The following is a 13,031-nucleotide window of genomic DNA, read 5'->3' as shown; positions in this document are numbered from 1 at the left end:
CCTGTCGGGTGGCCGTCAGGAGGGCAGGTGGCCCGGCAGGAGTTCCCGTGCGAGGTCGGCGATCCGCCGCTCATTGGGGAAGGAGAGACGGCGGGCCAGATCGGCCAGGGGGACCCACGCGACGTCGACCGCCTCGTGGTCCGGATCGTTCTCGATGGTGAGCTCGCCGCCGGTGGCTTCCAGTAGATAGTGGTGCACCGTCTTGTGGACGCGGTGGCTGGTCACGGTGAACCAGTAGTCGATGCTGCCGAGAGGGGTGAGGATGCTCCCCTCGATCCCGGTCTCCTCCGCGATCTCCCGGACCGCGGCAGCCTCGTTGCTCTCAGTGCCTTCGGGATGGCCCTTGGGCAGGCACCATTCCAGGCGGCCTCCGCGATTGATGCGGGCGATGATGGCCACGGGCAGCTGCGGGGACGCGGTGTCGACCACGACGCCGCCGGCCGAGACCTCCTCGACGGTGGGCAGAGGAGTGGTGAAGTTCTGGTTTGCTGGCGCAATGTGGGCACCGATCGCCGAGGGCAGGGGGGCGTTGTTCCTCCTGTTCGGAGCGCTCGGTACTGGATTGGCCATGCCCATAACTCTATCGACCTTTCGGTGGCCTGAGGACCGGTCCTCGTCCTGGCGCGGGCTGGCGGGGCCGGTGCGGCATTGGGGACTGGTGGCGGAAACGTGACAAGCTTGGATCACTATGGTGAGTGAATTTCAGGGTGGCGCGGCCGACTCGATCGGTTTCCACCTGGACCCCGTGATTCTGGAACTGGGCCAGCTCTTTGCGGATGCAGGACATGACCTTTCCCTGGTCGGCGGACCGGTACGCGATCTGTTCCTGGGCCGGGACGCCCTGGACCTCGACTTCACCACCGATGCCACCCCGGACCGGACCCTGGCGCTCATCAAGCCGTGGGCGGACACGCACTGGGAGATCGGCAAGGCCTTCGGCACCATCGGCCTGCGCAAGGCCGGCTTCCAGATCGAGATCACCACGTACCGGGCCGAGTCGTATGACCCGGAGTCGCGCAAGCCCGTGGTGGCCTTCGGGACCTCGCTGGAGGACGATCTCTTCCGCCGCGACTTCACCATCAACGCCATGGCGCTGCGGCTGCCCAGCCGCCAGCTGGTCGATCCTTTCGGCGGGCTGAGGGATCTGCGCGCCGGCGTCCTCGCCACCCCGGGCACGGCCGAGGCGTCCTTCTCCGACGACCCGCTGCGCATGATGCGGGCCGCGCGGTTCGCCTCGCAGCTGGACGTGGGCGTCAGCGCAGACGTCCGTGCCGCCATGACGGACATGGCGGACCGCATCTCGATCATCTCCGCCGAACGCGTCCGGGACGAGCTGGTGAAGCTCATCAACGGCGCCCGGCCGCGGGTGGGCATCGATCTCCTGGTGGAGACCGGCCTGGCGGACCGGGTGCTGCCGGAGGTGTCCGCGCTCCGCTTGGAAGCCGACGAGCACCACCGCCACAAGGACGTCTACCAGCACTCGCTGCAGGTGCTGGAGCAGGCGGCCGACCTTGAAACGGACGACGACGGCGCGGTGCCGGGTCCGGACTTCGTGCTGCGGTTCGCGGCGCTCATGCATGACATCGGCAAGCCGGCCACGCGCCGCTTCGAAGACGGCGGCGCCGTGAGCTTCCGCCACCACGACGTGGTCGGCGCCAAGCTCGTGTCCAAGCGCATGAAGGCGCTCCGTTTCGACAACGACACCATCAAGGCCGTGGCCCGCCTCGTGGAGCTGCACATGCGTTTCTACGGCTACGGCGACGCCGGCTGGACCGATTCCGCGGTCCGTCGGTACATCACCGATGCCGGTCCGCACCTGGAACGGCTGCATCGCCTGACCCGCTCGGATGTGACCACCCGGAACCGCAGGAAGGCCGAGCGTCTGGCGTTCGCCTACGACGATCTCGAACAGCGCATCGCCGAACTGCGGGAACGCGAAGTGCTCGACGCGGTCCGTCCGGACCTGGACGGTCAGCAGATCATGCAGCTCCTGGATCTCCGCCCCGGTCCCGTGGTCGGCCGCGCCTACAAGCACCTCCTCGAACTGAGGATGGAGCACGGCCCTCTCGATCCCGCGCGGGCCGAGGAGGAACTGCGCGCCTGGTGGGCACAGCAGCCCGAATCCCAGGCGTCCGCGGCGGGCGCCGCCACGGACCCGGCGACCACGGACGAGGCGGCCGCAGAGAAACCGGCCACTGACTCCCCCGCCACTGACTCCCCCGCCGTTGACCACCCAGCGCAGCAGGCCGCCGTCGACGGCCGGAAGGACTGAAGGACAGCCATGAACGCCACCCCGAACACGGAACTCCCCCAGCTGTGGCTCCTGCGCCACGGAGAGACCGAATGGTCCAAGAGCGGCCAGTACACCGGTCTGACCGATCTGCCGCTCACTGAGGAGGGCGAGCGGCAGGCGCTCCGCGCGGGAGGGGTTCTGAAGGGTGTGGAGTTCCGTGAGGTGCTGACCTCTCCCCTGCAGCGGGCCCGCCGCACCGCCGAACTGGCGGGTTTCCCGGAGGCCCAGCCGGAGCCGAACGCGGTGGAGTGGAATTACGGGGACTATGAGGGCGTCAACTCCGCGGACGTGCGCGCCAAGAACCCCGGTTACCTGATCTGGACCGACGGTGTGCCGAACGGCGAGACGATCGACGAGGTGGCGGATCGGGCCGACCGGATCGTCGAGCGTGTCCGTTCCGGTGGCGCCGGCGACGTGCTCGTGGTCGCTCACGGCCACTTCTGCCGCATCCTGGCGGCCCGCTGGCTGGAGCTCGATCCTGTCGAGGGACGGCACTTCCTGCTGGGCACCGCGCGCGTGTGCACGCTCGGCTGGGACAAGAAGACGCCCGCCGTCGTGTCCTGGGGCCTGTAGACCCTCCCCGGCTGAACACTCCACGGACCGGCTCCCCGCCCGCTCGGGCGCAGCCTCCGAGAACGCCCCTGGCACCTCCGCCGGGGGCGTTCTCCGTTCCCCGTCATCAGGCTCCCTGGTCCCCGGGAATTCCCCTCCGGGCGGCATCGGATTACGGTCCGCCAGGTATCCGGGAAAAGAATTTAAGAAAATTTTCAGGAAAGTGCCGTTCCGGGCTGGCGAAGCCTGAAAACTTCCTGTACGTTGTTTATTGTTCCCTTCACAGCGAGGGAGCGAAACCCGGTCAGTGCCCTCTGGCATCGCTTCGTGCGACCACTGCGTGCCGGACCGGGATGGTAACTATCGGCGTCAAGAGAAAAGGAGGTTGCGACATGAATATCACCAAGATCACCGCACTGTACACGGATGTGCACATGGTTGGCGGAGTGGCAGCCTCCCGTACTTGGCTCCGGCGCGCAGCGTAGTTCTGCGTCCGGTTCCCGCCAGGTTGCGGGAACCGCTTCTCATGGCAGCGTAGTCCTGCCACTCCGCCTGCGGGCACTCTCACACTGATGCACCCCGGTTCTCCATGAATTCCGGTATGCCCATCAGCGCACCCTGAATTCTTTTGTGGATTTCTTTTGTGGAATTCCCATGCCCTCGGCACTGAATTCTTTCCCGGCATTTCACTGTTGATTCACCGCGCCCGAAAACAGAGGAAATCATGATCATCGTCGCTTTTGACGACCCCATTCCCGCCGCGCCGAGACACAAGAAGCGTGTCAGCGAGGCATCGTCCAGGTCCCGGAGTCCCGAGCTCCGCGACAAGAACCCGCACCACACGAAGGGGGGTGTGCCCTCATGAGGAAGTTTCCCAAAGAATCCCTGGTCTTCCAGCAGCAGAACCGGTTCAGCAACCAGGAGATCAGCAGCCGGACCCTGGAGCAGACCCGTGATGACGTGTTCGTCCAGATCCACCTGATGAACACGCTGCGCTAGCCGTACTGACAGACGGCTCGACGTGGCGACCACAGACCGCGGCGCCTTCAGACGCACAGGCGCCGCAGCACGGGCGGAAGCCCCGGGTGAAGCAGACACCCGGGGCTTCGGCATGCCCGGGAAGGCCGGACGGCGCCTTCCGTCCGCGTCATCCCGGATGCGGGACTCCTCCTGGCCGGTAGGCTCGTGACATGGCAGGACATGGCGCTCCCAGGACCCGGATGCGGCTCGTGGTCCCCTCCCGGACGGACTCGCTGCTGAGCCGTTTCACCGAGCTCGTGGGCGGACCACTCGGCCGCCGGACCGCGCCGGGAGTCGTCTCCCCCGGCTTCTTCACCGTGGACCGGGTCCTGGTGCTGCTCGCCGTGGTCGCCGCACTCCTCGCACTGGCCATCAAATCCTCCTGCCGTGTCCAGGGCTGGGCCGGGGCCGGGGCGTACTACGCCACGTGCTATTCGGACTTTCCCACCCTGCTCGGCGGGCCGGCCTTCGCGGGCGGGTCACTCCCGGTCTTCACCCCGGATGTCCGCTTTGAGTACCCGGTGCTGCTCGGCGTCGTCGCGGCGGTGACGGCGCTGGCCGTCCCGGTGAGCGGAGACGGCGCGCAGCGTGCGCTCGGCTACTTCGACCTCAATTCCCTGCTGGTGGTGGGACTCTGGATCGGCACGGTGCTGGTGGTCGCCCGCCTGGCCCGCCGGAGGAAGTGGGACGCCGCGATGGTGGCCCTGGCCCCGGGCATGATCACCTCCGGTTTCATCAACTGGGACCTGTGGGCCGTATTCGCGCTCTCGCTCGCCCTGCTCTGCTTCGCGCGCGACCGGCCGGTGTGGGCCGGGGTCTGGATCGGCGTGGGGGCGTCCTTCAAGTTCTATCCGCTGCTTCTGCTGCTGGCGGTGCTGATCGTCGCGATCCGGAGCGGGACGATGCGCACCTTCGGCCGGACGGTGGTGGGTTCCTGCGCGGCGCTGCTCGCGGTCAATCTGCCGTTCGCGCTGCTCAACCCCGGCGCCTTCCGGTACTTCTTCGATTTCGCGTTCTCCCGCGGGGCGGGCTTCTCCTCGCTCTGGGAGTCCTGGAACCTCGTGGCCGCCCGGCTGGGGCAGCCCGCCCTGAGCGCCGCCCAGGTGAACGTGGCGGCGGGGGCGTCGTTCGCCGTCGTCGCGCTGCTGATCACGCTTCTGGCGCTGTCGGTCCCGCAGCGTCCGCGGCTGGCGCAGGTCCTCTTCCTGCTGGTGGCCGCGTTCATCCTGTGCAACAAGGTGTACTCGCCGCAGTTCGTGGTCTGGCTGATCCCGCTGGCCGTGCTCGCGCGTCCCGTCTGGCGCGACTTCCTCCTGTGGCAGGCCGCCGAGGTGGTGCACTGGGCCGCGATCTGGATGTACCTCGGCGCGGGTGCCAGCGGAAGCGGTCCGCAGCACAACATCGACGTCCCGTACTATGTCTGTGCCGTGCTCCTGCACATGGCCGCCACCTTCTATCTGATGGTCCGGGTCGTGTGGGACATGGTGAATCCGGACGACGACGTCGTGCGCGCCGGCGGCGTCGACGACCCCCAGGGCGGCGTCTTCGACCTCCGTCCTGACCGGCTGAGGCTGGAACCTCGTCGTCTGGGCGCGTCACTCCGCAGGACCCCGCGCACACCCGCAGCACCGCAGCACACTCCGCACCCGTGACGGCAGCACCCGTGCCACCAGAACCGCAAACAGCAGAACTCCCGACAGAACTCCCGAAGGAAGAGGCCGAGGCTCAGCCGTGAACATTCAGCTCCGACGCGCAACCATCATGACCTTCGTGGTCTTCGGCATCAACGGACTCGTCTTCGCCAGCTGGGCGTCACGCATCCCGGCCGTCGCCGCGACCCTGCAGCTCTCCCCCGGCGAGATCGGCGGCCTGCTGCTCTGCATGGCGGTCGGCTCGCTCGTGGCGCTGCCCAGCGCGGGATGGTGCGTGAACCGGATCGGGGTGGCCAACACCATCCGGGTGGCCAGCGTGTTCTGCGCCCTCGCGGTCTCCGGGGTCGCCACAGGCCTCGCGCTGCACTCGGTGCCGGTCACGGGCGGCAGCCTCGTGCTGATCGGCGTCGGGATCGGGCTGTGGGACGTCGCGCAGAACATCGAGGGCGCGGATGTGGAACACCAACTGGGGCGCACCATCATGCCGCAGTTCCACGCGGCGTTCAGTGGAGGCGCATTCGTGGGAGCCCTGCTGGGCGCGGGCCTCTCCGCCGCGGGCGTCGGCCTGCCCGCGCACATGATCGGCATCGCGGTCCTCGTCCTGGTGATGGGCCTCGCGGCGCCGCGCTACTTCCTGCCCCATGCCCCGGAGGACCACGACGACGCGCCTGCCGGCGGCCGGATGTTCGCCTGGAAGGAACTGCGCACCCTGCTCATCGGCGTGGTCGTCATGGGCGCCACTCTGAGCGAAGGCGCCGGGAACGACTGGATCGCCAAGGGCACCGTGGACGGTCTGCACCAGAGCGAATCGACGGGCGCGCTCGTCTTCGCGGTGTTCGTGGCCGGCATGACCGTGTTCCGGGTGCTGGGCGCGGGCCTGATCGACCGCTTCGGGCGCGTGGCCGTGTTGCGCGGCAGCATGCTCGCGGCGGCCGCCGGTTTGGCGCTCTTCTGCTGGAGCGGCACCCTGTGGCTCGCGATCCTGGGGGCTCTCCTGTGGGGTGCAGGCGCCGCGCTGACCTTCCCCATGGGCATGTCCGCCGCCGCGGACGACCCGCGACTGGCCGCGGCGCGCGTGTCCGTGGTGTCGACGGTGGGCTACGTGGCGTTCCTGGCCGGGCCGCCCGTGCTGGGATTCCTGGCCGACCACCTCGGTGTCCGCAATGCACTCCTCTTCATCGGGATCCCGATCGTGCTCGCCGCCGTCCTGGCGTCGGCGGCCAAGCCGCTCACGGTGGAACGTACGCCCCGCTGACCGCCGGGGGTCCACCTGAGGGCGTACCGGCGTCGTCGGGAATCATCCGCCGGACAGAGGCATGCCGCGATCCTGCTGGATAGCCTGGAAGCAGGGCACTTCGCCAGCCGAACCTGGCAGGAGCCGACACCGATCGCATCATCGAAAAGCGAGGACCAGGCATGATCCAAGCACAAGGCTTGCGCAAGCAGTACGGACCCAAGACCGCTGTTTCCGGCATCAGCTTCACCGTCCAGCCAGGCAGGGTCACGGGCTTCCTGGGGCCGAACGGCGCCGGGAAGTCCACCACCATGCGCATGATCATGGGACTGGACAAGCCGACCGCCGGGCACGTTACCGTCAACGGGAAGCCGTTCGCCCAGCACAAGGCGCCGCTGCGTGAGGTCGGCGCCCTCCTGGACGCCAAGGCCGTGCACACCGGCCGGAGCGCCTACAACCACCTGCGGGCCATGGCCGCCACCCACGACATCCCGCTGAGCCGCGTCCACGAGGTGATGGCCATGACCGGCCTGACCGAGGTGGCCAAGAAGCGCGCCGGCGGGTTCTCGCTGGGCATGGGCCAGCGGCTCGGCATCGCCAACGCGCTGCTGGGCGACCCCCAGACCCTCATCCTGGACGAGCCCGTCAACGGCCTCGACCCCGAGGGCGTGCACTGGGTCAGGAACCTGGTCCGCTACCTCGCCGGGCAGGGCAAGACGGTCTTCCTCTCCTCCCATCTGATGAGCGAAATGGCCCAGACCGCGGACCACCTCCTGGTGATCGGCCGGGGACAGATCCTGGCCGACATGTCCGTCCAGGAGCTGATCGCGAGCGTCCAGCAGAAGAAAGCGCTGGTCAGGACTCCGCAGTCGGCGGAACTCGCCGCAGCACTCGCGGCTCCCGGCGTGTCCGTCAGCCAGTCCGCTCACGAGACCCTCGAGGTCTCCGGGCTGGACACGCGGGACATCGCCCGCGCCGCACTGGAGCGTCAGATCCTCCTGTACGAGCTGACGCCGCAGGAGGCCTCCCTCGAGCAGGCGTACTTCGAACTGACGCGCGGGGCCGCCGAATACCAGTCCGACTTCAGCATGGCCAACGCCACTCACGCTCACGCCGCGGCGGCCGGTCCCGCCGGTGGCCAGGGCTTCGGGAACTAGGGGACAGTGATGAGCACACAGACTTTGAGCAACACGCAGACCACCCCCGCCAAGGAGACCTCCACGGGAAATTGGAGCTTCCTCGGCCTGCTGCGCAGCGAATGGATCAAGTTCTGGAGCCTCCGCTCCACCATCTGGCTGCTGGCGTGCACCACGGTCGCCGCCGTCGGGATCGGCACGCTGTCGGCCTGGGTACGCCACACCTTCTTCCAGCAGATGATCGACATGGCGACCGAGCACGGGGCGAAGCCCACCGCGACGGAACTGCAGGCGAACCTGCCGGCGGGATCCGGTTTCGAACTCTACAACCTGCCCAACGCGGGTCTTCAGATCGCCGTCCTGGTCCTCGGCTCCCTCGCGGTGCTGTTCCTGTCCAGCGAATTCGCCACGGGAATGATCCGCTCCACCATGTCGGCCACTCCCAAGCGGCTGCCCGTCTTCGCCGCCAAGGCCATCATCCTGGCCGTGATCGGGTACGTGCTGGCCACGGTGACGGGCGTGATCACGTTCCTCATCTCCCTGGCGATCTTCTCGGACATGCCCGAATTCAATCTCGGCTGGGACACCGACGGCGTGCTGCAGGGCGTCTTCACGGGTGGCCTGTACGTGGCCGCCGTGGCCATCATCGGCCTCTCCCTCGCCGCGCTCCTGAAGAGTTCGGCCGGCGGTGTGACGGTTCTGGTGGCGCTCCTGTTCGTCCTGGACTTCGCCGGGAGCTTCATGCAGCTCATCCCGGGTGACTTCTGGAAGTACGTCCCGCAGTACCTCCCGAGCCAGTCCGGTGGACGGTTCCTCGCCATCGGGCACGTCGACGGCATGCTGGACCCCGGCATCGCGGGCCTCGTCCTGCTCGGCTGGGTCGTCCTGCTGGCCGTTCCCGCGCTCATCGTCCTGAAGAAACGGGACGTCTGAGCACGTGACCCGCTCCAAGGACTCCTTCGCGGCGCCGTCCCCCACGGGGACGGCGCCCGCGCCGCTTTCGCTGGCGGAGATCAACGCCCGCCACCGCGGCGCGGTCCGCCGGTACTTCAGCGCGCACCCGAAGGTGATGGACGCCGTCGTGGTGGTCTGTTACCTGCTGCTCTCCCTGGCGACGACGATCAGCAACGCCGCGCGCGGAACCTGGCTGGCCCCCGTGGCCGTCCTGGCGATCGCGGCGGCGCTGTTCTTCCGGCGGAAAGCGCCGCTGATCGTCTTCGGCGTGGTGGCGGTGCTGGAGTTCGTCCTGGCCCTGACCGATCTCTGGGCGTCCAATCTGAGCGCCGGGCTGTGGTTCGCGCTCTATGCGGTGGGCGTCGCGTACCGCCGCCGTGTCGCGGTCATCGCTTTGATCCTCGGGCCGGCTCCTCTGGTCTGGCGCTACGTCTTCGGAACGAGCGCCGAACAGTATGCGGAGGCGTTCACGAACGGCGGCCCCGAGGTCAGCGACATCGCCTTGCGCCTCTCGGTGGTGCTCACCACCTACCTGAGCTGTGTGATCGCCGTCGGATTCGGCATCGCCGTCCGCCAGCGGCGGCAGTATGAAGCGGCGATCGCGTCCTGGGCGGAGCAGTCGACCCAGTGGGGCCGTTCGGCCGAGCGCAGCCGGATCGCACGGGAGATGCACGATGTGGTGGCGCACTCCCTGACGGTCATGGTCTCGTTGGCGGATGGCGCGTCGACGGTGCTGAAAAGGGATCCTGAGCGGGCGGCCGAGGTGCTCACCGAGCTCTCGCGGACGGGGCGCGCGGCCCTGGCGGACACGCGACGGGTTCTCGGCGTCCTCCGCGAGGAGGACGGCGCGGCACCCTTGACCCCTCTCACCGGGGACAACGACCTCGAACGGATGGTCACCGGCTTCCGCACGGCGGGGCTGCCGCTGACCTTCACCTTCACGGGTCCGGGCCTGCCTGAGGACACCACGCTGCGGCTGTCGGTCCACCGGATCGTGCAGGAGGCGCTCACCAATGTCCTGCGCTACGGCAAGGCGCTCTCCCGCGTGGACGCCGTGGTGGAGCACACGCCCGGCGTCGTGCACATCCGGGTGCAGAACGACGGCGTCGGGTCGGCGTACGCGGCAGGCGCCGCCAGCGCTCTCGGCAGCGGGCAGGGCATCCCGGGGATGCGTGCCCGGGCCGGCATGTACGGTGGCACTGTGCAGGCGTCCGCCCTGCCGGCCGGAGGCTGGTTGGTCACCGCGGAACTGCACTATGACAAGGGGGTTGCAGGCGATGCCTGAGCTGGTGAATGAGACGGGTGGCGCCGTGAGCGGTCCGGTGCGATTGCTGCTGGTGGACGACCAGCCCCTGCTGCGCGTGGGGTTCCGGCTGGTCCTTGAAGGCGACGAGAACCTGGTCGTGGTGGGCGAGGCCTCCAACGGCGCCGAGGCGGTGCGCCAGGTGACCGCCCTGAAGCCGCATGTCGTGCTCATGGACGTCAGGATGCCCGGCATGGACGGGATCGAAGCGACCCGCCTGATCGCCGCCGCGCACCCGGAGACCAGGGTGATCATCCTGACGACCTTCGACCTGGACGAGTACGCCTTCGCGGGACTTCAGGCCGGCGCCTCGGCGTTCCTGCTCAAGGACGTCGCCCCCGAGGAGCTCATCCACGCCGTGCACGTCGTGGCAAGCGGTGACGCCGTGGTGGCGCCCCGGGTGACGCAGCGGCTGCTCGAGACCTACGTCCGTGGAGCGGGGCGGGGGCATGGAGACGGCCAGACGGCTCCCCGCGACCCCATGCTGGAGGAGCTCACGCCGCGGGAGACCGAGGTCCTCCTGGCGATGGCCGAGGGCCTCACGAACGGTGAGATCGCGTTGAAGTTCTTCCTCTCCGAGGCGACGGTGAAGACGCACGTGCGCCGCATCCTGGCGAAGCTCCATCTGCGGGACCGGGTGCAGGCCGTGGTCTACGCCTATGAGACCGGCCTCGTGGTCCCGAGCAACCCGGACTACTGAGCCGCGCCGTCGCGGGGCCCACGGGTTCGTGCGCATTTGTGGTCGTTTCCCCTGGTGCGGGACCGTCACTCCTGAGCCCGCGACGGCTGGGGGCTAGCCTTGAACCATGTCTTCACCTGCCACCGCATCCGAACACATCCAGGACCTGGGGGCGTATGTCAGCGCCTCGCCGTCGAGTTTCCATGCCGCCCATGAGGCCGCAGCCCGCCTCGACGCCGCCGGTTTCACCGCGCTGGACGAGCGCGAGCCGTGGGCGGGCGGTCCCGGCGCCTTCTACGTCGTCCGGGACGGGGCGCTCATCGCCTGGGTCACCCCCGACGGCGCCGGACCCACCACGCCCTTCAACATCCTGGGCGCTCACACGGACTCCCCGTCCTTCAAGCTCAAGCCCCGCCCCACCACGGGCCGCTTCGGGTGGCTGCAGGCCGGCGTCGAGGTCTACGGCGGTCCGCTCCTGAACTCCTGGCTGGACCGCGAACTCCGCCTGGCGGGGCGCCTGGTCCTGCGCGACGGCAGCGAGCACCTCACGGCCACGGGGCCCGTGCTCCGCTTCCCCCAACTGGCCATCCACCTGGACCGCGGGGTCAACGACGGTCTCACTCTGGACAAGCAGCACCACATGAACCCCGTGTTCGGCCTGGGCGATCCGCTGCAGGAGGACCTTCTGGCGGTCCTCGCCGCGAGCGTGCCGGGCGGCGGGGTGGATCCCGCGGACATCGGCGGATACGACGTCGTGGTGGCGGACACGCAGCAGCCCGCGGTGTTCGGGGCGAAGGGTGAATTCTTCGCCTCCGGACGTCTCGACAACCTCTCGGCGACGCACGCGGGCCTTGTCGCCCTGATCCGGCACGCCGCATCGGAGGTTCCCGCGGGCGGCCCGATCGCGGTGCTCGCGGCGTTCGACCACGAGGAGATCGGGTCCGGCTCGCGGTCGGGAGCCTGCGGCCCGATCCTGGAGGACATCCTGACCCGGATCTCGGACGGCCTCGGCGCCACGGTGAGCCAGCGGCGGCAGGCCCTGGCGGCGTCGTTCTGCGTGTCCGCGGACGCCGGCCACGCCGTGCACCCCAACTATCCCGAGCGGCACGACCCCGCCAACCGTCCAGTGCTGAACGGCGGCCCGCTGCTCAAGATCAACGCCAATCAGCGGTACGCCACGGACGCCACGGGGGCCGCCTTCTGGGCGAGGCTCTGCGCCGAGGCCGGCGTGCCGTACCAGGAGTTCGTGTCCAACAACGACGTGCCCTGCGGCTCCACGATCGGACCCCTGACGGCCACCCGGCTGGGCATCCGGACCGTGGACGTGGGTGTCGCGCTGCTCTCCATGCACTCGGCTCGCGAGCTGTGCGGTGTGGAGGACCCGTTCCGGCTCGCGAAGGCTTCGGAGCTGTTCTTCCGGACGGCGGTCTGAGGCCTCTTCCTTCCCGCGACTTTTCCCTGAAACGCCGGCGGCCCCACGGTTTTCCGTGGGGCCGCCGACGTCTCAGGGTGCGCGTGTCAGGACGCCATGCTGACCACGAGGTTGATGGTGCTGGCCAGGACCACGGTGCCGAACAGGTACGAGAGCAGCGAGTGCTTGAGCGCCTCCTTGCGGATGGCGGTGGTCTCCAGGTTCGTGTCCGAGACCTGGTAGGTCATGCCGAGGCTCGTGGCGAGGTACGCGAAATCGGTGTACTGAGGGGGCTCGTCCTGGTTGAAGGCGATGCCTCCCTCCGTGCCGCCCCCGTAGTACATCTCCGCGTAGCGGAGGGTGAAGAGGGTCTGGATGAGCATCCAGGACAGCGCCACGGTCACGAAACCGAGGGCGGCGTTGGACAGCCGCTGGGACGCGTCCCCCTGGTGGGAGGAGATCACCAGGATCGCGACGGCGACGATCGCCGCGATGTTGGCGCTCAGGATCAGCGCCTCCGTCACGCCGCGGGAGGGGTCCTCCGACGTCGCGTGGTCGCGCGTCTGCGCGGCGTTGAGCCGGATGGTCCGGGAGAGCACCCATCCCACGTAGGAGGCCGCGGCCGCCGCCCAGCCCGCCGCCGGGGCCTGGACCGGGTGTCCCGTGAGGAGGACGATCACGGCCGTCGTCACCCCGACGATCAGCATGATGAGGAAGCGCAGGCGTGCCCGGTGGACCGGTTTCTTGGTGGTCATGACCCAAGGCTAACCGCCGGTCCACAGCACCTTCTGTCGCAG

Annotated in this window: 12 protein-coding genes; 10 read left to right on the top strand and 2 right to left on the bottom strand. The window is 68.8% G+C overall.

Going from position 1 to position 13,031, the window contains the following annotated elements; all coding sequences use genetic code 11:
- Window positions 1–15 precede the first annotated feature (15 nt).
- The gene (locus P9849_RS16100; protein ID WP_278267703.1) at window positions 16–570 is read right to left on the bottom strand and encodes an NUDIX hydrolase; all 555 of its coding nucleotides are present in this window, start codon (window positions 568–570) and stop codon (window positions 16–18) included.
- Window positions 571–688: 118 nt separating this feature from the next.
- Between P9849_RS16100 and P9849_RS16095 the strand changes: the two genes are divergently transcribed.
- From P9849_RS16095 to P9849_RS16050, 10 genes are all read left to right on the top strand, one after another.
- The gene (locus P9849_RS16095) at window positions 689–2,272 is read left to right on the top strand and encodes a CCA tRNA nucleotidyltransferase (RefSeq protein ID WP_278267702.1); all 1,584 of its coding nucleotides are present in this window, start codon (window positions 689–691) and stop codon (window positions 2,270–2,272) included.
- Between the two features lie 9 nt (window positions 2,273–2,281).
- On the top strand, window positions 2,282–2,866 hold the full coding sequence (locus tag P9849_RS16090) for a histidine phosphatase family protein (RefSeq protein ID WP_278267701.1): 585 nt from the start codon (window positions 2,282–2,284) through the stop codon (window positions 2,864–2,866).
- An 840-nt stretch (window positions 2,867–3,706) separates the two neighbouring features.
- Entirely contained in the window at window positions 3,707–3,844 is a 138-nt protein-coding gene (locus tag P9849_RS16085; RefSeq protein ID WP_157412729.1) for a hypothetical protein, read from the top strand.
- Between the two features lie 191 nt (window positions 3,845–4,035).
- Window positions 4,036–5,517: a glycosyltransferase 87 family protein gene (locus tag P9849_RS16080; protein WP_278267700.1), complete on the top strand. Its 1,482-nt coding sequence runs from the start codon at window positions 4,036–4,038 to the stop codon at window positions 5,515–5,517.
- A gap of 109 nt (window positions 5,518–5,626) precedes the next feature.
- Window positions 5,627–6,772 carry an MFS transporter gene (locus P9849_RS16075; protein ID WP_278269179.1) on the top strand — a complete coding sequence of 382 codons (1,146 nt, stop codon included), beginning with the start codon at window positions 5,627–5,629 and terminating at the stop codon, window positions 6,770–6,772.
- A 161-nt stretch (window positions 6,773–6,933) separates the two neighbouring features.
- Window positions 6,934–7,908, top strand: a complete 975-nt coding sequence (locus P9849_RS16070) for an ATP-binding cassette domain-containing protein (RefSeq protein WP_278267699.1) — start codon at window positions 6,934–6,936, stop codon at window positions 7,906–7,908.
- 9 nt (window positions 7,909–7,917) lie between these two features.
- Window positions 7,918–8,820 (top strand): ABC transporter permease, encoded by a 903-nt coding sequence (locus P9849_RS16065; protein ID WP_278267698.1) that lies wholly within the window; start codon window positions 7,918–7,920, stop codon window positions 8,818–8,820.
- A gap of 4 nt (window positions 8,821–8,824) precedes the next feature.
- Window positions 8,825–10,126 carry a histidine kinase gene (locus P9849_RS16060; protein ID WP_278267696.1) on the top strand — a complete coding sequence of 434 codons (1,302 nt, stop codon included), beginning with the start codon at window positions 8,825–8,827 and terminating at the stop codon, window positions 10,124–10,126.
- Complete coding sequence (locus tag P9849_RS16055; protein WP_278267695.1) at window positions 10,119–10,844, top strand: response regulator transcription factor; 726 nt, start codon at window positions 10,119–10,121, stop codon at window positions 10,842–10,844. The genes P9849_RS16060 and P9849_RS16055 overlap by 8 nt, the downstream gene beginning before the upstream one ends.
- A 106-nt stretch (window positions 10,845–10,950) precedes the next feature.
- Window positions 10,951–12,255: a M18 family aminopeptidase gene (locus P9849_RS16050; protein ID WP_278267694.1), complete on the top strand. Its 1,305-nt coding sequence runs from the start codon at window positions 10,951–10,953 to the stop codon at window positions 12,253–12,255.
- 86 nt (window positions 12,256–12,341) lie between these two features.
- Here the strand turns inward: P9849_RS16050 and P9849_RS16045 are convergent, their stop codons facing one another.
- Window positions 12,342–12,989 carry a DUF1345 domain-containing protein gene (locus tag P9849_RS16045; protein WP_278267693.1) on the bottom strand — a complete coding sequence of 216 codons (648 nt, stop codon included), beginning with the start codon at window positions 12,987–12,989 and terminating at the stop codon, window positions 12,342–12,344.
- Window positions 12,990–13,031 lie beyond the last annotated feature (42 nt).

This window comes from Arthrobacter sp. Y-9 (assembly GCF_029690065.1).
In the GTDB taxonomy this organism is placed as follows: Bacteria; Actinomycetota; Actinomycetes; order Actinomycetales; family Micrococcaceae; genus Arthrobacter_E.
This window is presented reverse-complemented; position numbering and strand designations above follow the sequence as displayed.